Source organism: Streptosporangium fragile, assembly GCF_039534445.1.
Taxonomy (GTDB): Bacteria; Actinomycetota; Actinomycetes; order Streptosporangiales; family Streptosporangiaceae; genus Streptosporangium; species Streptosporangium fragile.
In genome coordinates this window covers 39004-60673 of the sequence record NZ_BAAAVI010000032.1, presented here as the reverse complement: position 1 = coordinate 60673, position 21670 = coordinate 39004, and the positions used below count along the sequence as shown (strand labels likewise).

The 21670-nt window shown below is 71.8% G+C and carries 17 protein-coding genes and 2 pseudogenes; 6 read left to right on the top strand and 13 right to left on the bottom strand.

The genetic code is table 11. The features are described 5' to 3' along the window. Nucleotides 1–230: 230 nt before the first annotated feature. Complete coding sequence (locus ABD841_RS21910) at nucleotides 231–1187, bottom strand: proline dehydrogenase family protein (RefSeq protein WP_344974758.1); 957 nt, start codon at nucleotides 1185–1187, stop codon at nucleotides 231–233. A gap of 600 nt (nucleotides 1188–1787) precedes the next feature. Here ABD841_RS21910 and ABD841_RS21905 point away from each other — a divergent pair. Continuing rightward, nucleotides 1788–3755: an ABC transporter ATP-binding protein gene (locus ABD841_RS21905; RefSeq protein ID WP_344974755.1), complete on the top strand. Its 1968-nt coding sequence runs from the start codon at nucleotides 1788–1790 to the stop codon at nucleotides 3753–3755. A 115-nt stretch (nucleotides 3756–3870) separates the two neighbouring features. Here ABD841_RS21905 and ABD841_RS21900 read toward each other — a convergent pair whose 3' ends face one another. Further along, a complete protein-coding gene (locus ABD841_RS21900) occupies nucleotides 3871–4653 on the bottom strand; it encodes a MerR family transcriptional regulator (protein WP_425582021.1) in 783 nt (260 codons plus the stop codon). A 182-nt stretch (nucleotides 4654–4835) separates the two neighbouring features. On the opposite strand from ABD841_RS21900, the gene ABD841_RS21895 reads away from it, so the two are divergent. Further along, nucleotides 4836–5753: a MerR family transcriptional regulator gene (locus tag ABD841_RS21895; protein WP_344974753.1), complete on the top strand. Its 918-nt coding sequence runs from the start codon at nucleotides 4836–4838 to the stop codon at nucleotides 5751–5753. Here the strand turns inward: ABD841_RS21895 and ABD841_RS21890 are convergent. Then, nucleotides 5716–6204, bottom strand: coding sequence for a hypothetical protein (locus ABD841_RS21890; RefSeq protein ID WP_344974751.1), 489 nt, complete (start codon nucleotides 6202–6204; stop codon nucleotides 5716–5718). The genes ABD841_RS21895 and ABD841_RS21890 overlap by 38 nt on opposite strands. 69 nt (nucleotides 6205–6273) lie before the next feature. Between ABD841_RS21890 and ABD841_RS21885 the strand changes: the two genes are divergently transcribed. Next, a complete protein-coding gene (locus ABD841_RS21885) occupies nucleotides 6274–6528 on the top strand; it encodes a helix-turn-helix domain-containing protein (protein WP_344974749.1) in 255 nt (84 codons plus the stop codon). A 77-nt stretch (nucleotides 6529–6605) separates the two neighbouring features. Here ABD841_RS21885 and ABD841_RS21880 read toward each other — a convergent pair whose 3' ends face one another. Together ABD841_RS21880 and ABD841_RS21875 are read right to left on the bottom strand one after the other, a co-directional pair. After that, complete coding sequence (locus ABD841_RS21880) at nucleotides 6606–7685, bottom strand: tyrosine-type recombinase/integrase (RefSeq protein WP_344974746.1); 1080 nt, start codon at nucleotides 7683–7685, stop codon at nucleotides 6606–6608. 76 nt (nucleotides 7686–7761) lie between these two features. Then, nucleotides 7762–8676 (bottom strand): AraC family transcriptional regulator, encoded by a 915-nt coding sequence (locus ABD841_RS21875; RefSeq protein ID WP_425582020.1) that lies wholly within the window; start codon nucleotides 8674–8676, stop codon nucleotides 7762–7764. Between the two features lie 357 nt (nucleotides 8677–9033). Between ABD841_RS21875 and ABD841_RS21870 the strand changes: the two genes are divergently transcribed. Beyond that, nucleotides 9034–9309, top strand: a complete 276-nt coding sequence (locus tag ABD841_RS21870) for an isoamylase early set domain-containing protein (protein ID WP_344974743.1) — start codon at nucleotides 9034–9036, stop codon at nucleotides 9307–9309. A gap of 957 nt (nucleotides 9310–10266) precedes the next feature. On the opposite strand, the gene ABD841_RS21865 is transcribed toward ABD841_RS21870, so the two are convergent. The 5 genes and pseudogenes from ABD841_RS21865 to ABD841_RS21850 all read right to left on the bottom strand — a co-directional run bounded on the left by ABD841_RS21865 (nucleotide 10267) and on the right by ABD841_RS21850 (nucleotide 14842). Next, a complete protein-coding gene (locus tag ABD841_RS21865) occupies nucleotides 10267–12543 on the bottom strand; it encodes a hypothetical protein (protein ID WP_344974741.1) in 2277 nt (758 codons plus the stop codon). A 250-nt stretch (nucleotides 12544–12793) separates the two neighbouring features. Beyond that, complete coding sequence (locus ABD841_RS21860) at nucleotides 12794–13126, bottom strand: hypothetical protein (RefSeq protein WP_344974738.1); 333 nt, start codon at nucleotides 13124–13126, stop codon at nucleotides 12794–12796. 98 nt (nucleotides 13127–13224) lie between these two features. Beyond that, nucleotides 13225–14002: pseudogene (locus tag ABD841_RS21855) on the bottom strand (IS3 family transposase); the annotation flags it as partial. A 12-nt stretch (nucleotides 14003–14014) separates the two neighbouring features. Further along, nucleotides 14015–14206, bottom strand: a pseudogene (locus ABD841_RS40890) (transposase); the annotation flags it as partial. A gap of 177 nt (nucleotides 14207–14383) precedes the next feature. After that, nucleotides 14384–14842 carry an NUDIX hydrolase gene (locus ABD841_RS21850; protein ID WP_344974735.1) on the bottom strand — a complete coding sequence of 153 codons (459 nt, stop codon included), beginning with the start codon at nucleotides 14840–14842 and terminating at the stop codon, nucleotides 14384–14386. Between the two features lie 904 nt (nucleotides 14843–15746). Between ABD841_RS21850 and ABD841_RS21845 the strand changes: the two genes are divergently transcribed. Together ABD841_RS21845 and ABD841_RS21840 are read left to right on the top strand one after the other, a co-directional pair. Continuing rightward, nucleotides 15747–16172 (top strand): macro domain-containing protein, encoded by a 426-nt coding sequence (locus tag ABD841_RS21845; RefSeq protein ID WP_344974829.1) that lies wholly within the window; start codon nucleotides 15747–15749, stop codon nucleotides 16170–16172. Between the two features lie 692 nt (nucleotides 16173–16864). After that, entirely contained in the window at nucleotides 16865–18253 is a 1389-nt protein-coding gene (locus ABD841_RS21840) for a hypothetical protein (protein WP_344974732.1), read from the top strand. 17 nt (nucleotides 18254–18270) lie between these two features. On the opposite strand, the gene ABD841_RS21835 is transcribed toward ABD841_RS21840, so the two are convergent. From ABD841_RS21835 to ABD841_RS21825, 3 genes are all read right to left on the bottom strand, one after another. Beyond that, complete coding sequence (locus ABD841_RS21835) at nucleotides 18271–18807, bottom strand: hypothetical protein (RefSeq protein ID WP_344974730.1); 537 nt, start codon at nucleotides 18805–18807, stop codon at nucleotides 18271–18273. Nucleotides 18808–18959: 152 nt separating this feature from the next. Next, nucleotides 18960–19670, bottom strand: a complete 711-nt coding sequence (locus ABD841_RS21830; RefSeq protein WP_344974727.1) for a class I SAM-dependent methyltransferase — start codon at nucleotides 19668–19670, stop codon at nucleotides 18960–18962. Continuing rightward, nucleotides 19667–21586 carry an ATP-binding cassette domain-containing protein gene (locus ABD841_RS21825; RefSeq protein ID WP_344974724.1) on the bottom strand — a complete coding sequence of 640 codons (1920 nt, stop codon included), beginning with the start codon at nucleotides 21584–21586 and terminating at the stop codon, nucleotides 19667–19669. The genes ABD841_RS21830 and ABD841_RS21825 overlap by 4 nt, the downstream gene beginning before the upstream one ends. Nucleotides 21587–21670 lie beyond the last annotated feature (84 nt).

The following is a 21670-nucleotide window of genomic DNA, read 5'->3' as shown; positions in this document are numbered from 1 at the left end:
AAAAGGGGAAACGGCCTCAAGCCTAGGGGGTGCGGGGCCCGGTCCCGGGACGGGGTCGCAACGCGGCCTCTGCGGGACACCGGGACACCGGGACGCGCGTCAGGCGGCCCGGCGGTCCCGCTCCGGTGCCGCACCGGCCGCCGTGATCGCCCCGGGGCCCCGGGCGGGGAGGGGCGCCGGGGGCTTTCCCGCGTGCCCGGCCGGGCGCTTTCCCGGAGGTGGCGCCGACGTCAGGACGCGGCGTCGACCAGCGCCTGAAGCAGGCGCCGGGGGTCTTCGGCCAGCCGGTTGCACACATACAGCCACCACTCGGTCCCGAAGACGACGTACTCCCGGGTGGGATGGCCCCGCTCGGCCATCGCGGCCAGGCGGTCGGGGCCCAGGCCGAGCAAGGTCTCGAACTCCCACGGCACGCCGTCGTGGCCCGTCCCGCCCAGGTGGCGGTCGATGCGGTGGATCAGCTCCCAGTCGTGGGTCGCGAACGAGCACAGGTGCCCCGAGTCGGCCAGCAGCTCGGCGTAGCGCAGGTACACGGCGGGCAGCTCCGCGTCCTCACGCGCGTAGGCGACGGCCTCCGGCTCCAGGAAGGCGCCTTTGACCAGGCGGATCCGGCCCGGCAGGGCGAGCAGCGCCTTCAGGTCGTCAGCGGTGCGGTACAGCCGCGCCTGGACGGTGATCCCGACATGGTCGAAACGCTCGCACAGCCTGCGGTGCACCGACAGGACCGCGTCGGTGCGGTCGGAGCCCTCCGCCGAGATCATCATCTCCCGCCCGGCGTCGGCGGTGGCCTGGGCGAGGCGGGTGGCGTTGTCGAAGGCGAGATCCTCGTCGATCGCCAGGCCGATGTGCGACAGGTCCAGGGAGACCGAGCATCCCGGCGGGAGCAGGCGGGCGGCGTCGACGAACACGTCGGTCTCGGCCGCGGCGCGCTCCGGGTCGCGGCAGCTCTCACCCATGTACTCGGCGTTCGCGCGGTGTCCGCTCGCGAGAATCTCCGTCACCCGTTCCAGCGCGTCCGCGAGGCTGTCACCGGCCACGAAGCGCCGGGCCACCCGCCGGACGATGGGGCCGAGCACCGGATCCGCGGGCACCCCCCACTTGAGGTCCTCGTCGAGCGCGAGTGTGCGCAGGACCTGGGCCGCCTTCGCGGACGTTTCCTCGATGCCGGTGGAGAGGTTGCTCGTCATTGTGCGCCTAGCTGTCGAAGGTGAAGAGGGTACGGTGCGGCCGCGCCGGTCCGCCGGCGAGCCGATCGACATGTGACGCCGGCCCCGCAGAGGACCGGCCACCACAACAATCGAACATGTGACGCCAGCCTTGCAGAGGACCGAAAACCACAAAAGTGGCAGAAATGCCGATTAAGCTGAAATTCCTGCCACCTCTTCGCGTCATGTCCGCACCCCGCATCGGAATCCGATGCCGCGCAACGCCGCCGCGCCCGCCCTCGACGGCGGGCACCCGTCCGAGCCCGGCGTGTTCTACGAGATCTTCGGGATCGACCGCGGCGCCGGCCGCCTGCCCGTCCACGGCTTCCCGGCCGTCTCGCCCGGGGGGAGAGACCGGCGTGCGCACCCGGCACGGCTTCCGCGTCCGGACCCCGCAGGGGCCGGAGCGGCCGGGGGCGGACCGGGGAGCGCGGCACACCATTGACCTAAAGTTAAGTTGAGCTTTTAGGGTCGTGTCGTGCCCGCCCGGCGAGACCGGGCCGGCACCCCGCCCCCGGGCGCGCACCCGCGGCCCCACCCAGGACGGGCGCCTGAGAGCCGCGGGGAATGTGGTGATGCGTGATGGACATGGAAACGACCGCCTGGCACTCGCTGTACAGGACGGTGAACGCCCAGCGTGACCGGCGGCCGTTCTCGGCGGCCACCCTGCGGCGCATCGCGGCCTTCGCCCGGCCGCACCGGACCATGCTGGTGTGGTTCCTGCTGTCGAGCGTGGTCGCCGCCGTGCTGGCGGTGGTGACACCGGTGCTGGCCGGGCAGGTGGTGGACGGAATCGTCACCGGGACCGCCGCGTCCACCGTGGCGGGACTGGCCGTGCTCATCGCGGTCATCGCCCTGGCCGAGGCGGGCCTGGGCCTGCTGACGCGGTGGCTGTCGGCGAGCATCGGCGAAGGGCTGATCCTGCAGCTGCGCGGCGCGGTCTTCGACCACGTCCAGCGCATGCCCGTCGCCTTCTTCACCCGCACCCGCACCGGCGCCCTGGTCAGCCGGCTGAACAACGACGTCATCGGCGCCCAGCGGGCCTTCAGCGACACCCTGTCGGGCGTGGTCGGCAACCTGGTGACGCTGACGCTGACCCTGGTGGTGATGGCCGGCATCTCCTGGCAGGTCACCGCGCTGGCACTGGCGCTGCTGCCGGTGTTCATGGTGCCGGCCCGGCGCATGGGCACCCGGCTGGCGCGGCTGCAGCGCGAGGCGGCCGACCACAACGCGGCGATGAGCACCCAGATGACCGAGCGGTTCTCCGCGCCCGGCGCCACACTGGTCAAGCTGTTCGGCCGGCCCGAGCGCGAGTCGGCCGAATTCCTGGCCCGGGCCCGGCGGGTACGCGACATCGGGGTGCGCACCGCCATGGTGCAGTCGACGTTCGTCACCGCCCTCACCCTGGTCTCGGCGCTGGCGCTGGCCCTGGTCTACGGGGTCGGCGGGGCCCTCGCCCTCGGCGGGCGCCTGGAACCCGGCGCGGTGGTGGCGCTGGCGCTGCTGCTGACCCGCCTGTACGCGCCGCTGACCGCGCTGGCCGGCGCCCGGATGGAGGTGATGAGCGCCCTGGTCAGCTTCGAGCGGGTCTTCGAGATCCTCGACCTGCGGCCGCTGATCACCGACAGCCCCGGCGCCCGCCCGGTGCCCGAGGGGCCGGTGTCGGTGGAGTTCGACCGGGTGAGCTTCGCCTACCCCTCGGCCGACAAGGTGTCGCTGGCCTCACTGGAGGAGGTCGCCGCCCTCGACGCCCGCGGCGGCACCCGGGTCCTGCACGAGGTGTCCTTCCACGCCGCACCCGGGCAGATGGTGGCCCTGGTCGGGTCCTCCGGAGCGGGCAAGTCCACCATCGCGCAGCTGATCCCGCGCCTGTACGACGTCGACGCCGGCGCGGTGCGCCTGTCGGGGGTGGACGTGCGCGAACTGTCGGCGGCCTCCGTCCGCCGGACACTGGGGATGGTCACCCAGGACGGGCACCTGTTCCACGACTCCATCCGGGCCAACCTGCTGCTGGCACAGCCGGACGCGCCGGAGGCGGAGCTGTGGGAGGTGCTGCGCCGGGCCCGGCTGGACGGCCTGGTGGCGTCCCTGCCCGACGGGCTGGACACCGTCGTGGGCGAGCGCGGCTACCGCCTGTCGGGCGGCGAACGCCAGCGGCTGACCATCGCCCGGCTGCTGCTGGCGCGCCCGCGGGTGGTGATCCTGGACGAGGCGACCGCCCACCTGGACTCCACCTCCGAGGCGGCGGTCGCCGAGGCACTGGCCGAGGCGCTGGCCGGGCGGACCGCCATCGTCATCGCCCACCGGCTGTCGACGGTGCGCGCGGCCGACCTCATCCTGGTCGTCGAGGACGGGCGCATCGTCGAACGCGGCACCCACACCGCCCTGCTGGCCGCCGGTGGCCGCTACGAGCAGCTGTACCGCACCCAGTTCGACACCTCCGGCCACGACAGCGCGATCGGGGAGAGCACCGCCGGGAACGAGGAGGGCACCGCAGGCGCCGCACCCCTCACCGTGCCCGCCGCGGCCGCCGTGGAGGCCGTCCGCTGACCACATCCAGCCCCGCCCCGCCCCGGCCGCGGGGGCGGGGCGGGGCGGGGCGGGGTGACTGCGCCGGCCGCGACCGCGGCCGGGGCGAGCGGGGGACAGCGGGGCGGGGGAGCGGTCAGACCCCGCCCGCCCGGTCGGCGTTGGCGTGGATGGCGTCACGGATGTAACGGGTCAGGCCGGCCGCCAGGGGCTCGTAGTTGGCGGCGAAGCGCGGGTCGTCGACGTACAGGTCACCCAGACCGCGATGGATCTCGTAGGAGCAGTCGTAGCACCAGCGGGTGATGTGCGCCCGGTGCCGCTCGGCCAGCTCCATCGCCCGCTCGCCGTCGGCGGGCGCCCCCTCGGTGAAGGCCCTGGCGAAGTCCTCCGCCGTCCGGGCGGCCTCGGCCCCGAACACCGCCCAGTCGGCCTTGCTCATCGCGGCCATCCGGCGGCGCGACTGCCGCCAGGCGTCGGTGTCACCCCACCGGCGGCGCGCCTCCTCGTCGTGGTCCTCGGGGCGGAAGCCGCCGAAGACCTCGAAACGCTCCTCGGGGGTCAGGGAGATGTTCACGATGTTCGCCTCCAAGGCATGCTCCACCGCCGCGGCCATGGCCTGCAGCCGGCCGATGCGCCGGGTGAGCAGTTCGTGCTGGCGCCGAAGATGGGCCAGGGTGTCGGTGGCGGGGTCGTCGAGGATGACGGCGATCTCCTCCAGCGGGAACCCCAGCTCCCGGTAGAACAGCACGTGCTGCAGGCGCTGCAGGTCGTCGTCGGTGTAACGGCGGTAGCCGGAGGCGGTGCGCCGGCCCGGGGAGACGAGACCGATCTCGTCGTAGTGGTGCAGCGTGCGTACGCTCACCCCGGCGAGCCGGGCCACCTGCCCGACCGCGTAATCCATGGCGATCCCCTTGTCCATGCGGCCCAGCCTGCACCCTCACGTTACGGCAGGGTCAAGCGGCGGCGGTGACGGCCGGGGCGCCGCCGCGACTCCCGCGGGGAGGCGGCCGGCCCGGACCGGCGGTGGCACGGACCCCGGCCGGGGACCGTCCCGCCCCGCCGGGTGGACTCTCCCACGGCGGGAGAGTCCATGCTGGGGGTGTGAACGACGATCTACTGCCCATCGGGCAGTTCGCGCGGCTGTGCCGGCTCAGCGTCAAGCAGCTGCGCCACTACGCCGACCTCGGCCTGCTGGAGCCGGCCCGGGTCGACCCGGCCAGCGGATACCGCTACTACCGGCCCGCGCAGGCCCGCCAGGCCCTGTCGATCGGGCTGCTGCGCTCGCTGGACGTACCGCTGGCAGCCGTCGCCCGGGTGCTGGCGGGCCCCCACCCGGGCCGGGCGCCGGCCCGGGTCCGCGACGACCTGGAGGCCGAGCTCGCCCGCCGCCGCCACACCCTGGCCACCCTGGAGCGCATCCTCGCCGCCGGGCTGCCCCAGGTGCGGGTGGACGTGGTCCGCGAGCCGTCGCGGCGCGTGGCGACGGTCCGCGAGGTGGCCGCCGGGCCGGGCGACGTGGGCAGGGCGACCAGCGCGGGCGTGGCCCGGCTGCTGGCCGCGCTGCGCGCCCCCGTCACCGGTCACGGCGCGCACGGGGACGGGGACCGTGACGCCCGCGACCCCGCCGACCCCGGGGACACCGCCGCCGGCGGAGGCGAAGACGCGCGCGGCGGGGGAGACGGGCCCCCGGACGGCGGACCGGTGCGGCTGACCGGCCTGTTCCCCCTCGACCTCACCGAGCAGATCCCCGTCACCGTCACCGTCACCGTCGCCACCGGCGGCCAGGTCCCGCCGGGCACCGCCCTGGACGTCCTGGACGGCGGTGTCTTCGCCTGCGCCACCCACATCGGCCCCTACAACCAGATCGACCTGACCGCCCACGCCCTGCTCACCTGGTGCGCCGAACGCGGGCACACCCCGGCCGGGCCGATCCGCGAGGCCTACGTCTCCGACCCGGCCGTCACCCCGCCCGAGCAACTGATCACCCGCCTGCTGATCCCCCTGGAGAAACACCCATGACCTGGTACGACGCATCCGACGACCCCGAGCTGGCCGAGCACGGCACGGTGCGCGCCCTGGGCGCCGCGGGCCGCGGCGAACCCGGCGGCGCCGAGTACACACTCTGCGTGCGGGCCCTGTACGCGGTGGCGGGGCGCCGAGCGGCCCGGCCGGCGGGTTCCCCCTGCCTCACCTGGAGGGGCGCCGGTGGGGCGAGGAGCCCGGTCCGGCCCTTCACCGCGGGGAACGGTGTCGGCGCGAAGTGCGGTTTGTAGCCGAGGAAGGCCGACTTCGCCCCCATGCCGGAGATCGCCGCGGCGGCGACCTCGTTCAGTTCCAGCAGGCTGACGCCCACCCGTGCCTGCTCGCGCACCGCCGCCAGCGCGGCGGCCACCACCCGCCCGGCCTCACGCGTGGCCTCGCGCGTGGCCTCGCGCGTGGCCTCCAGCTCGGCCGCGGTCTTGATCTCCACCAGGTGACACCCTCCCGGCCATCCAATACCTATGCCGGTATTGTTATCACGGTTGCTAGGATGTGCCACATGGTGCGACCCCCGCTTACCGAACTCGACCGCGAACGCGGCCACCGCCTCGGCCTGATCCTGCGCCAGGCCCGCGGCACCCGCAGCATGACCGAGGTGGCCGCCGCCGCCGGCCTGTCCGCCGAGACCCTCCGCAAGATCGAGACCGGCCGCATCCCCACCCCGGCCTTCTTCACCATCGCCGCCCTCGCCCAGGCCCTCGGCGTCTCCCTCGACGTCCTGGCCGAGGTCTGCACCGCCGAACGCGCCGCCTGACCAGCCCCGGGCACCTCGCCCCAGGCCACACGCCAGGAGCGAAGACACCCCGGGGGAGCGGGCCCCCCGGGGGACACTCAGCCGGAAGCCGGCAGCCCGCGCAGCAGCGGATGCGAACGCATCGCCACCTCCAGCTCCCCGGGCAGCTCATCGCGGTAACGCCCCAGCGTCGCCAGATCACTGTGCCCCAGCACCCGGCGCACCGCGTCCATGTCCACCGCGTCGGCCAGCAGATGAGTGGCCGTGGTGTGCCGCAACCCGTGCGGCGTCACCGAACGCCGCCGATCGGGATCCACCCACCGCTGCACCCGGTCGATCACCGCCTGCACATCCCCCCGCGCCAGGCGCCTGCCCCGCCACGACAGCAACAGCGCCTTCTCCGGCGAATCCCCGCGCCCACGCGCCAGATAGACCTCCAGCACCCGCGCCACATCCCCGGGCAACGGCACGTCCCGGGTCTTACCGCCCTTGCCGAAGATCCGCCAATACCGCACCCCGTCGTTGGTGTAGAAGTCCTCCACGTTGGCCCGCACCAGCTCCGACACCCGCGGCCCGACCGTCGCCAGCATCAGCACGATCAGCCCGTCACGCAACTCGGTGCGCTGGTCCCGGCGCCTGCTGCGGCCCCCGTCCGCCCCCGCACCATGCCCGGCACCCGCCGCCGCGCCACCCTCGCGCCCGCCGCCCAGCTCCCGCGCCGCCCCGATCAGCCCCTGAGCCTGCTCCCGGGTCAGCGCCCGCCGCTCCGCCCGCAGCCCGCCCCGCTCCCTGGCCGTCACCGTGGCCGCGGCCATCGGGTTGATCTGCACCCACCCGGCCAGCGTCGCATGCTTGAACAGCGCCGACACCGACCGCCGGAACCGCGCCTGCGAGGACGCCGACTGCCCCGCCGCACGCGGGCGCGCCTCCTGCCCCCCGGCCCGCCGCCCGTCCGGCTTGCGCGCGAAGGCCAGCAGGACGGCGTCGACGTCCTCGCCCGTCATGTCGTCCAGCACCACCCCCTCGCCCGCCAGCCGCGCGAAAGTGGCCACGTCCCGCGCGTACACCTCCGCCGTCGCCGCCGACAGGGCACCGGTGGAAGTCCTGGCCCGCACCAGCTCCACGTAACGATCGGCAGCCTCCACCACGGTGAGACGATTCAGCTCGACCGGCCGCATGATCTACGCGTCACCCTTCCCTCCGTCCAGGCGACCCCACCGGCCGCCACCCACACCCCGGCAGCCCCGGAACCTCTCACCCCGGAGCCCGCACCGCACTCGGGCTCACCCCGCGTACCCGCTTGAACGCCGCGCTGAACCCGAACGCGTCGGCGTACCCCACCCTCCGGGCCGCCGCCGCCACCGTGGTGTCCGGCCGCGCCAGCAGATCAGCCGCCAGCGCCATCCGCCACTCCGTCACGTACGCCAGCGGCGGCTGACCCACCAACGCGGCGAACCTGCGGGCGAACGCCGCCCGCGACATGCCCACCTCCCGCGCCAGCGACGCCACCGTCCACCCCCGCGCCGGCGATCCGTGGATCAGCCGCAGCGCCCGCCCGATCCGCGGGTCGCCCAGCGCGACGTACCAGCCGGGCGCGGCCGCCTCCTCCCGCTCGAACCACGCCCGCAGCGCCACCACCAGCAGCACGTCCAGCAACCGGTCCAGCACCACCTGCCGGCCGGGCGCCGAGGCGGCGACCTCGGCGCGCAACAGCCGCAGCACCGGCTCCAGCCGCGCGTCGCCGGCGGGCACCACCAGCAGCCCCGGCAGCACGGCCAGCAGCCGCCGGCACAGATCCCCGCACGCCCGGTAGGCCGCGGTCACCAGCACGTGACCATCGCCGGGGCGCCCACGGCCACCCGCCGCCGGCTCATCGGCCTCACCCGCACCGTCACCGTCGCCGTCGTGGACGAACACCCGCGGGGGAGTGCCGGGCGAATCGGCGATCACGAACGACCGCCCGCCGTGCACCAGCGCCACCTCGCCCGGTCGCAGCGGCCGGGCCGGGCCGCCGGAGGGCACCACCCACGCCTCGCCACGCACCATGGTCGCCAGCGCCAGCGAGGGCGGCGCCGCGAACCGCAGCGCCCACGGGGGAGAGGAGGCCCGCCGGTGGAAGACCCGGCCGCGCGCCCGCACACCACCCAGCAGGTCACCCATCACGTCCACCCCACCACGGTAGACGATCACCTATGCGTGCGCCCGTAACGCCTGTACACGAGTCTCAGCCGGGGGACCGGCCCGCCCGGGGCCCCGGCGGCACCGCGAAGACCTCCGCACCGCGGGCACCGCCCGCGCGGGCCGCTTCGGCGGGCCGCCCGGGCGGCGGGTCCCGGCAGGCGGGAGCGGCGCCGGGGCAGGGGAGAGGCGCGACGACCGGCCCACCCCGGCAGATAAAACGCCCATATCACTAAAAAAGGTGAAAGCGCCGTGAATAGTGTGTTACGGCCCGCGCTTCCCCCTACCGCCCGGCCCCGCCAGCCGCGAAGCTGACCTCACCGGCACCACCAGGGAGGACCATCGCCCATGCTCAGGCGAACGCCACTGTTCGGCAGCAAAACCCGCGTCACCTTCGCCCTGCCCGCCGACCGGCCCGGCGGCGTCGTCAGCGTCGTCGGCGACTTCAACGGCTGGCAACCCGGCCTGCACGAACTGCGCCGCCGCCGCAACGGCCTGCGAACCGTCTCCGTCATCCTGCCGCCCGGCGTCCACCGTTTCCGCTACCTGGCCACCGGCGGCCTGTGGTTCGACGACGAGACCGCCGACCAGATCGACCACCACAGCAGCATCATGCACCTGTGACCCCGCACACCGGGCACACCGGATGATCGCCGGGCGGGCGGCCGCTCCTGCCCGGCCGGGCAACGCCTCGGGCCCGGCCGGGCGGACGGCGCGCCCGGCCGCCGGTACCCGCACAGAACCCCGGTATCACTCAGAGCCCCCCAGAAACCGGACATAGGGGGGCGATCATGAGTGATGCATAAGTGCGATTATGCATCAAACACCTCGGAAGAGGGGCCGGCCCGGCACATCGCCACCCACCCCGCGCAACCACGCCGCACCATCCGGACCATCCGGACGAGCCGGACGAGCGACGCGGGCAACCGCGAAGACGGCAACCCCGCACTCCCGCGCCGGACAGAGTCGCACACGCCGCCGCACACCACATCCGGCCGCGCCCGGCCTTCACCGCGGCACGACCCGACACGCGCGCACCTCCGCCGGACGGCCACACGACCGGCCGAAACGCCACACCGGCTCCTGCCACGCCACGCGCCGCACCGGCGCGGCGCGGAGATGAGTGTGAAGCCGCCGGCGCGCCCCGGAAGCCGCCGGCCCGGCGGTCCCCCCGGCGCCCGCCGACGCCCGCCGGACGGCGCGGCGTGGGCTTTCGCGCCGGTACGCGGACGGGCCGGGTACGCCCGCGCCGGGCGCTCCCCGGCCGCGCGGGAAGACATCCCGGGGCGACACCCAATCCTGACCGGTTTGCCAATGGATGAGTGGTTTTTTGCTATACCAGACAGAATCGCGCTTCTGTCTGGTATCGAGATAAAAGTCTCCATACGTCACTTATTGCGCCACCTCATCCGACGTCCCCGAGCTCCAGCTCCGCCCACGGGGCCATCACCGGCGACGACAAGACGGCGCGGGCCTGGCTCCCCTCACCACCGGCGAACCGGTGCCCGCCTGCAACCGGTCCTCTCCTGAAGCGCGCCGGCCAGGGGTGATGACTCCCGAATGCCCTTCGCGTCGGCTTCATCAACGTTGCTTCGGTGGTCTGCGGTAGGTGACGACCTTGTCACCCGGTCCGGGGTACGCCATGATCAGCAGCCGCTGGGTGCCGTTCTCCTCGCCCTTCCAGGGAAACCAGGCCAGGTGCAGGCGGATGCGGTAGTGCCCTTTGCGGCCGTTGAGCGACAGGTCCGGCAGTTCGGTGCCGCTCAGGCCGTCCATGAAGCTCATCTCGCCGCTCTGGTTGGTGTAGCCGACCTCGACGACGTGGTCCCAGCCTTTGGTCTCGACCGGCGGGCGGCGGGTGTAGGTCTCCAGAGTGACGCAGACGTGGAAGTCGGGATGCGTGCTCACCATCACGTGGCCGGGCCAGGCGGTGACCGGGCCAGAGGTCGTGCTCCTGCCCTCAGCGGGGAATCCCTCGTATAGCTCCAGCCCCGCCTCCGGCCACTCCGGCTCCTTGAGGCGGATCGCCTTGACGGGTCGGATGAGAGGGCGGTGACGCGGAGTGGCGTCGCATTTGCGCTGTTCCTCGGCCATGAACTCGTTGAATTCGCGTTCCTCGGCGGCCTCTGCCGCTGCGATCTCCGCGTTCGCGGCCGGGCAGATCCCGGCCAGTACCCCACTCAGGTCGCGGACGTTCACCCCTTCGGTCTCCCCCAGTCGGGCCAGCTCGCGTGGATCGTTGCGGGTGTAGGCGGCGCACAGGCGGCGACCGTGGTCGAGCAGTACCTGGTCGGGCGCGGTGGCGGCGAATGGCAGAGCGTTTTGCTGGCGCACGGCGCAGATGAAGGCGCGCGGGCCGGTCGGTGGCGGGGGTGCCGCGGGCTCGCCGTTCGTCTCCCGGGGGTCGGGAGGTGAGCAGTCTTCGGCCGTGGTGAGCGGACCACGTGCCTGGTCGGTCACGGGTAGGAAGCACAGGGCCATGGAGGTGGCCAGCGCCGCCACGGGCACGTGGTGGCGCGATCGGGCGGCAGGCGGGAAGCGGTGCAGCAGGAACAGGACGAGGGCGGAGGCGGCGAGCGCGGTGCTGTACCACAGCGGGGAGATCCCGAAGAGAATGTCGCCCTTGTCGTTGCGGTCGAACAGTCCGTCCGGGTACAGGGCCAGCCGCTGCTCGGTCATCTCGGGGATGAGCTGCCAGTCTGCCTCGGACGTCGTTGTGAGGGCGGTGACGATGCCCGCCGCTGCGGCGAGGGTCAGGGCCAGGATCGTGACACGGAGCAGCCGCCTGGTTCTGCGCATGGCTGCGATCAGGATCAGTACGGCTGGGGCGCCGATGCCGATGAGCAGGTCCAGGGCGACCCAGAGTACGGTCGCCGGGTAGCTCACGTGCTCATGGAAGAGGTCGTCGACCGCGCCGCGGGGGCCGATCCACGCGGGCATGCCGTCGGCGAGGTTGACGGCCGCTGGGATCAGCGGGAGCACCACGGCCACGGCGGCCAGGGGCCACGCTCGCGCGGGTGCGACCTGGAGCGCGGGCGCCGGGGACGGTGCGGGCGCCAGGACGCCCAGGTCATGGGCGGAGCGGGCCTGCCACACCGTTCCGAGTACGCTCAAGATGCCCAGGACCATGACCGGCAGAAGGCCGTGGTCAACGTCCGGGCCGCCGAACGAGATGATCGAATGGCTTCCCGACGACAGCAGCGACAGCAGCGCCGAGGCCGCGCCCATCCGCACGGTGCCCCGGGTCCAGCGCGCGTGCCTGTCCTGGCCGGCCAGGACAGGCACCAGCCACAGCAGGTAGACGGCGTTGCCGAGCTGGTAGGGAGAGACGAACTGCAGGACGGAGTACTGGCCCAGGCCGTAGGCGATGGTGGAGGCTATGCCCATGGCGGCGTTCGCCAGCCCCGCCACGAGCCCGAGCAGCCGCAGCCATCGGGGCAGGACGTCGGCCAGGACCACGAAGAACAGCCCGACGACGGCGATCTGGAGCAGGTCGAGGGGCAGACCGAGCCACCACTGGTACGGGATCGGAAGCCGGTACAGCAGCGTGCAGGCGACGCTGAGGTACAGGGCCGCTCGTAGGAGCCGGACCGGCCTGTCGTTGACCGCCGCCGGGCCGGTCGGCCGCCCGCGCAGTATCTGCCAGTAGGCCCAGCCCTGCAGGACGCCGCCCGCGACCATGAGGAGTTCCACCCACCAGGCGTAGGGGACGAAGTCGGTGCCCCATCCCCCGGTGACGATCTCGCGCAGCAGCGCGGGGTCGCCGGTGGTCAGCGCGCGGACGCCGGAGGCGATGACCACGGCCACATAGATGGCGGCGAACAGCGTGGCGATTCTGCCGAAACGGTAACGGCGCACGGGAACACCCTCGGGCACGAGCGGACAGGGTTTGAAGATCCCAACAAAGATGCCCAACCTAGCGAGCCACCACTGAAACGATCAAATCATGCTGAAGTCGGCGTGGCTGGGGCCGCTCCCCTATGGGTCTGCTCTTAAGGAGATCTCCCCGGGCACGGTGCGCTCTTCCGCCATATAAGCGCACATCAGGAAAGAGAAACAGAATGACGAAGTGTTTTCTCCTCGTACAAGCCTCAGCCCAGCGATACGGTCAATGCGATTCGCGGTGGCGACCCTCGTGTTGAGAGCCGGAAGTTCGACCCGGGCGATGCCATAGCCAGTCCAGATCGCGGGGGCCGATCAGCCGCATGCCCAAAAACCACTCACACAAGGCTTTCCGGGCATCCGGGCCCTCCAGACCCCGCACCGGGGCGTCGAGGAGTTCTTCGCGCAGGTGCTCGATGCGTTTGCGGACCTGATCTCGGCGCAAACCCAGCAGGTCGGCGGTCTCTTGATAGGTCAGCGGGCGCGGATCACAGTGCGGGTAGCGACGCAGGTAGCCCGAGGCCATCGCGACCAGGGCCTCGCGGCGCAGTTCGCTCATCGGCGGGGCGTGGCAGGCAGTGCTCACCGGATCCACAGTGACCAGGCTGCCGGCCGCGGTGAGCTGGGCGGGTGCCACCACTTCCAGCATGTGAGTCTGCCGACCGCTCCGCGTGAGCGGGTGACGCCGAGTCGGCGACAGGCCCGCGCGAACTCTCGGGAGCAATATTGCGCGCCGTTGTCGCCGTGAAAGACCGCGCCCTCCAGGCGGCCTCCCCGGGTGTGCGCCGCGGCCTGCAGCGCGTCGACGACGAGCTCGGTGCGCATGTGATCGGCGATCGACCGGCCCATCATCCGGCGCGAGTGCAGATCCACTACCGTGGCCAGGTGGAGGAGCCGCCCGCCGCCGACGGGCAGATACGTGATGTCGCCCACGTAGCGGGTGTTTGGCTCGGCGGCGGTGAAGTCACGCTGGATCAGGTCCGCCACCGGCGCTGCGTCCGGCTCCGGGATCGTGGTGCGGACCTTCTTGCGCAGCCGCAGTCCGACGATGCCGTGCTCGCGCATTACCCGCTCCACCCGCTTGTGGTTGATCTTCATTCCGGCCGCGCGCAACTCGGCCGTCATCCGGCGCGAGCCGTAAGTGCCGTCTGCTCGGCATGGATCCGCCGCATCCGCTCGTCGGCCTGGCGACGGGCCAGCCGTGCCCCGGCACTTCTCAACCATCGGTAGAAGCCCGAGCGCGACACTTGCAGCACCCGGTACAACCGCTTCGCCTCGGAGAGCGCCTTGTGATCCTCAACGAACTGGAAGCGGTTCACCAGTTCGTCGCGCCCGCGAAAAGCTTGGCCGCCTTGCGCAGGATGTCGCGCTCTTGCTCCAGCTCCCGGATCCGCGCCTTGAGCTGCTTGTTCTCCTCTTCCAGCACGTCGTCCGAGGGTATGGGCCCGGCCGGCGCGCTCTTACCGGCCATGGCCGCGCCGCCTTCGCCCCGGGCCCGTGCGGCGCGCACCCATACCCGCAGCGCCTCGCGGCTGGTCCCCAGATCCCTCGCGATCGACGTGATCGTCCGATCCGGCCTCGACAACACCCACGCCACCGCGTCGGCCTTGAACTCGGGCGGGTAGTTCTTCATCACCATCAGTGACATCTCTTCCCCTGGACCTCAAGATCCAGTCTCCGAGGTGTTCACGTTCAAGGGGGAACGCCCGGGCTCACCGACCCCTCACCTGTGGTTATTGCGGCCTCGCGAAGGCCGCATTCGGGCTGTGCGGGCCCCTACACGGCTCGATCTCACCCCGCCCTCTTCAGCACGGCCTCACCAGAGCTGTGCGGTGCCGATGTGCTCGGCTGCGGCGGCGATCAGATCCGGTAACTCGGCCGGGGTGGGCAGCGATGCGACATCGGCCACCGGCACCCACTGGTAGCCGTTGACTTCCTCCGGGCGAAGAGTGACCGCGCTGCTCAAAGGACATGCGGCATAGACGAAGTCGATGTGGTGGTGATGCCCGAAGGTGGAATCCCTGACGGGAACATCCATGATCGTAAAAGGGGTGGGGATGACGCCGACGGCGGGATGGTCAAAGCGGTGTTCGGCCAGGAGATGGATGTCGATGCCCACTTCTTCCTGCACTTCGCGAAGCACCGCCCGGGCAGGGTCCTCACCTGGTTGGAGGTGACCGCCGGGATAGAGCCAGCCGCCCGCTTTCTTGTGTTCGATCAACAGCACGTGATCATCGGCCAGGATGACGGCTGAGGCGGTGAAGTGGCGTATCACGAAGGCTCCTGCGCGGCTCAGGTGATGGCTGTTGCGTGGTTGGTCTGTTGAGGTTCACGATCTATTGCAGGCGATGACACACCGTTGTGCTGCTCGGGAGCGGCAAGGTCGGGAGCAGGCGAAAGTGCCGTTGTCGCGTCCGGGGCGTCACCCGTTGAGGGCGACCACGGGAGCGGAGTCAGTGTTGGCCTTTTTGAAGGCTCAGGAGACGATGTGCGCAAAACGCGATCCGCGCTCGCATAGCCGCCGCCTGAATCGTTGGTCCGTCCCTCCTCCACCCTCCACACGCGCCCGCCACCTCGCCCGGATCATGTGGGAAGGCTTGCGGATTCCGAACGGCCCAGCTTGGCCAGGCCGGGCCGCGCCGAGTTGCGCGCCGCCTTTGCGGCGGTGGGGACCAGGGATCATCGCGAGGTCTGAAGAGGACCGGCCTTCCGGCCCTGGCCGCCGGCGTGCCTCATCCCGCCGGTCGTCGCACGCTGCATCGTCATGGAGACGATCAGATCACATTCCGCCCCACCGGCACCACCGATGAGCTGCCCCTCCCCCAGATGCGGCCGGTCACCGGCCGGGGTGCTCGGGGTGGCTACGATAGCCGTCGCTTGCCGCCCCTCCAGGTCGACGCCCTCGCTGCGCTCCGGCGTCTTCCTGGAGGGGCGGCCGTGCTGACGGCTGATCGGCCCCTGCCCCAAGACACCCCGTCCCGGGTACCGGCGGATTCCGCTCTCGTTCGCGGGAACCGTACAGATCATGCCCTCGACCTCGTGGATCTGTCGGTGCGCACCGCGATGGTGGTCGACGGATCACCACCAACCCGGCCCTACCTCTTCTGCGGAGGTCCAATGATCACGATCGTCTCGGGTGACCTGCTGCGTGACAACGCGCACGCGCTGGTCAACAAGGCCTGGCGCTGCAGTTCCGCCGCGCCTATCCCGAGGCCTACCGGGCGTACCGGGAGGCATGCGCACGTGGCGCGTTGCGGCCCGGCACCCTGCACATAGCCTCGATCGAGGACGGGCGCCGCTGCATCGTCCACTTTCCGGCCAAGCGCCACTGGCGCGACTCCTCCGCCCTGGCCGACATCGATGCGGGCCTGAAAGCGCTGGTATGCCTCATCCGGCAGCGAGAGATCGTCTCGATCGCGATCCCCGCGCTCGGCGCGGGGCTGGGCGGCCTGCCGTGGCCCGACGTTGAAGCGCTGATCTACCGGCACCTGGAGCCCTTGAGCGATCTCAGCGTACGGCTGTATGCACCGCACGCCGGCCGGCGGGGCCGCGTCACCCAGGCGGCCCTGGTTATCGAGGGTTCCCGAGGGCGTGAAGGCACGTAAGGCAAGTGTCTCGTTCCTCCCGTGCCTCGACAGTGTTCGGGGGTTGCTAAGGCATGTCGGTCACGTCAGGGACATGTGCTCGGCGTCAGGTGCCGGCTCCTTCTAGACGTGGTTCCATGCGGCACGGAGCCACCTACGAACCTCACGGACCGGGCTTGATGCCGGGGCCCACGAAAGAGGTGCACGGCGCCGATCGCCCCGGACCCGGACGGAGCCTTGCAGTCGCCGGCGATCGTCACGGCCTTGCCGAGTTCCTCCGTAGGGTGTCCCAGCCGGATGGTGTCGCCGATCGTCAGCGGACGCGTGACGATCGGCCAAAGCCTGCGCTCGTACCCCGTCATGCTCGCGATCAGCCCCAGCCGCAGCTCACGCGGCGCGCTCAACTGGCGCCGGATCGCATGATCCAGCCGATTCTGCGCGCCGGGTGTAAGCCAGATCCGGGAGTGCCCTGCTGTGCCTGATTGAAGCCGTACGCGCTGCCTGCCCGCCCCCGGTAGGGTTCTTGATCATCCGGGAGGATCGGATAGAAAGGGCGGGCCGCCGTGCTCTCCGTGTCGACTCTCGGGCCGCGGCGACGTCATCCGGTGTTCTGGTGGTGGCTGGCGGCCTCGTACGCGTTATGGGAGATCATCTGGGAGGTGGTGACGCCCGCGCGGCAAGTCACATGTGTCGGGCCACCGATCGTGCACCCGGTGGGTTCCGTTCGCCGCACGGCCGCCGAGGTGGCCGAGGTGGCCGCGGGCGTGCTGTATCTGGCGGGGCCGTTCCTCCTGGCGATGATCGCCGTGTTCGTGGCCAGGCGCGACAATGCCCGCGTCCATCTGACGGCCGCGGTTCTCGGGTTCGGGCTCGTCGCGTTGCCCGAGGCGCTGGCGGTCGCCGCGGAGGTACTCAGGCCACCCGCGGAGCCACCGCCCGGCTGCCTGCCGGACCCGGCACCGTTCCGAGTCCTGCCGGTGGTCCTGGCCTGGGTAATCTCTCCGCTGACGATGATCCTGCTCGCGGGCGCCGCCGGGACGCGCGTGCGCCCGGACCGGGGCTCTGTACTGCGGCTGGTCGCGGCGCTCGGGGCGATCGTGCTCGTCGTGCAGGCTGTAAGGATCCTGCCGGAGCGACTGGCAGCGCCGCCGGTCGCGGACGACGGCACCCCCCGCTACGCACTGCTCCCCGGCGGCTACCTGGAGACCGTGAACCTGGATACGGGCCGCACTGCCCATGAGTACATGCCGTACCTCGGCAGGCGCATCGCCCCGATCAAGGCGGTAGCTGCCACCCGGGAGCCGGGTGAGTACGTGGTGAGCGTGACCTTGCGGCAGGGCCAGGACGCGTGGTCGCCGCGCGGCTTCGTCTCGCGCATCCACCGCCTGACGGTGGACGCCGACGGCCAGGCGAAGCTGGGCCAGGCGCTGTCGGGCAGGCTGAACGGGAGCGTGGACCGGATCATGGTGTCGCCCAAGGGGCGCATCGCCTACAGCCGCCGGACCGAGGACCGCAATCACAACCAGACCGCCTACGTCGGCGTCCTCGACCCCAACGTCGAATGGCGGGCGGCCGCGTACGGGTTCTACTGGAGAGACGCCAACACTCTGGTGCTTCCCGACGACATCCACTTCACCGGGGTCACGTACCCGCCGAAGCCGGAGTTGGTGAAATCCTGGGAGGGCGCCCTTGACGTGCGGCTGCCTGCGTCGGACCTGCCGGCCGCGGCGGTGCTCGTCCGGGCGCCCCGCGACAACGGCAGCCACACTCTTCCTCATCCTCTGCCGGACGGCCGGACCCTGCGGGTGCGCCAGGGCAGCTACGGGCAGCCGTCTGAGCTGCTCCTCTACGATGGGGACCGGAAGGTGGCCACGGTGCTCACCCTGAGTTGCGGCGAGATCGTGTCGATGGCGCTGGACCGATCCGGTCGGCATCTCCTGGTCGGCAAGGACAACGAGAACGATTCGGCGGCCGGCAACAGACCGTGCGGGGGCAAGAACCACGAGCTGCTCCGCGTCGGCCTCACCCCGACTGCCGCCGGTGCCTTCCCCCACAGGGTCGTCTGGCGGGGCGACGCCTATGTCGGCGGATTCACCTGGTGACCGACCTTTGCGAACGACTAGTCAGATCGCGTCCACCACTGCCGATCGATTCGGCAGTGGGCGGCGGCGCCTTCCCGGACGGTGTCCTCCCACGCCAGCCGGGTCACCTGGCCGATCCTGATGGCGAACTCGTGGTCGTAGAAGGGATCAACGTCGCCTCCCTGGCGTCCTAGCCGCCGCCGGAGGCGCCTGCCCGGTGGAGGAGATCCGAGACAGCCACTAATCGTTGCGCGGTCAGCTCCGCAGCGTTCGACCGTGAGCACCCGGGCCGCCTCCGCCTCGGTAGCCGCGTGGACTTCGACGTGATCGTTCTCGTGGCGCAGGATGGTGACGATCCCGGTCAGTAGCGTGAGTCGGTGGATCCGGTCACGGGCGATGACCTGCCGGTCGACGGAGAACGCCTTGGCGTGGGCGTCGCCATCCTTGCCCCATGCCCAAGCGCGGCCGCTGACCCCTGGGGCGGGCCTGAGCAGGACGGTCCGGACGTCGGAGGGCTCCAGCCGGTAGGTGGGCGCGCCGTGCGGGTCCAGCTCCCTGCCGATACGCAGGCACACCTGTGTCGGGCTGTCGGGGGTGTCGGTAAGACCGGCGCCAACAGGTACACGCGATCGTGCCCAGCCCGTCCGGCGCGGTGTCGGCGCCCGGCCCGTGCTGTGGCAGCGGGTTCCGGACGCGGGAATGGAGACGTGGCAAGCGGCGGGCGCGGTCATCGCTGATCCCGCCTTCCGTGGGTGGCGCGGATCAGCCGGCAGGAGGTCGGGTCGTTTTCGGCTGTGGCGTCGATGCGGTCGATGGCGGTGACGATCAGGCCGTGCTCAGCCAGCAATTGTCTCCACAGGTCAGGGGTGAGAACCCACCGGTATACCGTGTCGGGGGCGTGGCCGGTGACCTGCAGCCGCTGCGGCGACGGCGCCACCACCTGTAACGGTCCCTCGCCCAGGTAGTTGGTGTGCAGCACGGAGGCGGCGAGCAGGCCGCCCGGCCGTAACGCCTGGAAGACGCCGGGTAGCAGCAGGGCCGGAGGGGTGAAGCACAGTGCCCCGTGGACGCTGATGATCACGTCGAACGGGCCGGCCTGCTGGAGGTAGTCGACGGCATCGGCCCGCACCAGCGTCAGATTCGGGACCGCCCCGTAGGCGGCGACGGCGCGCTCGTACTGCGCCGGTGAACTCTCAACGCCGGTGACGTGCGCGTGATGATGGCAGGCCAGGTGGGCGGCGTAGCGGCCGGTGCCGCAGCCCAGCTCCAGCACCCGGCGGCCCGTCAGCGGCCCGAGTACCGCGGTGCCGGGCCCGGCGCTGCCGAAACCCCAGGCGATGGTGTCCGGGATCGGACGCGCGGTCGTTCCCGCGCGGAGGCGATGGCTGCCGTACCGCTCCCACGCCCGGCTGTTGACTGATCGGGGCTCGGCCGTCACGGCGCGCCCTCCAGCCCGGCGGAGCTGATGCGATCGTGCTGCAAGAGCCACAGGTCACGAAACAGTCCGGGCCGTGCCGTGAGTTCTGTGAACGTCCCCTGGTCGATGACGCGTCCGGCTTCCATGACCACGATCCGGTCGGCGACCGCGGTGTTGGACAGGTTGTGAGTGACCAGGACGACCGCCCGGTCCTTCGCGAGTTCGCGCAGCCCGGTGAAGATCCGGTGCTCGGCGCGTGCGTCCAGGTCGGAGGTGGGTTCGTCCATCACCAGCAGGCCGGCGTCGCGGTGGATCGCGCGGGCGCCCGCGATGCGCTGCCACTGGCCCGATGACAGGGCCACTCCGCCCCACCATTCGCGGGCCAGCAGGGTGTTCAGTCCGCTGCGCAATACGGTGATCACCGCGTCGGCTCCGCTGGTGGCCGCCGCGCGCCGTACCGCGTCGTCGGCCTCGGGGCGGGGCTGGCCGAGGGTGATGTTCTCCCGGGCGGTCATGGGCCAGCGGGCGAACTCCTGCGGCACGACCGCGCACTCCCGCCACAACGCGTGCGGGTCCAGGTCGCGGGTGCTGACACCGTCCCAGGTGACCACCCCGGTGGTGGGGAGGTTGAGGCCGGACAGCAGTTTCATGAGGGTGGTCTTGCCGGAGCCGTTCTCGCCCACCACGGCGACGATCTCCCCTTGGCGGACCTCGAAGTCCACCTCGTGCAGGGTGTCGGACTCGGCCTCGGGGTAGCGGTAGGTGACCTGGTGCAGGGCGACATGCCGGGGACGGCCCGGCACGATGCTTCCGCGATCCAGTCGCTGCCCGCCCGCTTCGGCGATGAACTCCTCCCAGTCGTCCAGGTACCGGCCGGTGCGCATCAGGTCGGTGCCGTAGCCGACGATGCCGTGCAGCCCGCCGGCGGCCGAGCGCAGGGCGAACACCAGTGTGCCGGCGACGGCCGCGCCGATGGTGCCGGTGCCGAGCAGTACCATCACCCCGGCCCACATCAGTGCGGCGGCCAGGCCGCTGACGGCTGATCCCAGCAGGCTGATCTTGGCGCGTTGCCAGGCGGCCTCGTCGACGGTGCGGTCCACCCGCGCGCCGCTGGCCCGGTACTTGTCCAGCAGGTAGGGGGCCAGGGTGTCGGTGCGGATCTGGTCGGCCTGTTCCTTGTGGGACAGGTGCCAGCGCAGCATGCTCAGCATCCGCCGGTCGTGGAAGGTCCGCAGCGTCGCCAGGTAGGTGACGCGCTCGCCCGCGACCGACGCCAGCGCCTGCGGCACCGCGGTCAGCACCAGGAGCGGCAGCAGGATCGGCGCCAGCGCGGCGACGACCACGGCCGCGGCGGCCAGCGTGGCCGCCGAGGACACCAGGTTCTGCGACTGGCCGATCATGTCGCGGCTGACCTCGACACCCCGGTCAGCCTTGTCGTAGCGGTCGTTGAACCCGGGATGGTCGTAGGCGGCCATCTCGGCGCCGGTGGCCGCGTGAAGCATGCGGTATTCCGCCTCCCGGGAGATCCGCGGACCGAGCCGGTTCGACAGTCCCTGGATCGCGATACCGAGCACCGCGCGTACCCCGGCCGCCCCGGCCAGCACCGCCACCGACGGCAGGGCCGCGACCAGATTCGCGGGGTCGTGGGCGGACTGGATCAGCGCGCTGAGCGCCGCCGTGGTGGCGAACAGGCCGAGCGCCTCCAGCAGGCCGGAGATCACCTGGCAGGCCAGCAAGGTGATCGTCGAGCGCCGGTCCACGGCCCAGGCCAGAGCGAAAGAGCGGCGCACCAGCGCCGGCAGGCGGGCGGCCAGGCTGCGCCCGGTCAGATGCCGGGCCAACTCGGCGCTGTCGCCACCGCTGAAGTTGAACGTCAGCTCTTCGCCGTGCTGCCGGGGAGTGGCATCGGTGTCGGTGACGGCTGTCTCGTCAGCCACGTCAGCGGCTCCTGTTCCAGGGGACGGGAGGGGCCTGACCGTGCGGAGGTGAAGGCGTGATGCGCCTCGCTGGTGCGGGCACCC

Excerpts from the sequence above, each read along its gene's own strand:
- ABD841_RS21905 (WP_344974755.1), top strand. The coding sequence starts at position 1,788 with ATGGACATGGAAACGACCGCCTGGCACTCGCTGTACAGGACGGTGAAC.
- ABD841_RS21860 (WP_344974738.1), bottom strand. The coding sequence starts at position 13,126 with ATGAGCGAACTGCGCCGCGAGGCCCTGGTCGCGATGGCCTCGGGCTAC.
- ABD841_RS21910 (WP_344974758.1), bottom strand. The coding sequence starts at position 1,187 with ATGACGAGCAACCTCTCCACCGGCATCGAGGAAACGTCCGCGAAGGCG.
- ABD841_RS21885 (WP_344974749.1), top strand. The coding sequence starts at position 6,274 with ATGGTGCGACCCCCGCTTACCGAACTCGACCGCGAACGCGGCCACCGC.
- ABD841_RS21870 (WP_344974743.1), top strand. The coding sequence starts at position 9,034 with ATGCTCAGGCGAACGCCACTGTTCGGCAGCAAAACCCGCGTCACCTTC.
- ABD841_RS21900 (WP_425582021.1), bottom strand. The coding sequence starts at position 4,653 with ATGGACAAGGGGATCGCCATGGATTACGCGGTCGGGCAGGTGGCCCGG.
- ABD841_RS21880 (WP_344974746.1), bottom strand. The coding sequence starts at position 7,685 with ATGCGGCCGGTCGAGCTGAATCGTCTCACCGTGGTGGAGGCTGCCGAT.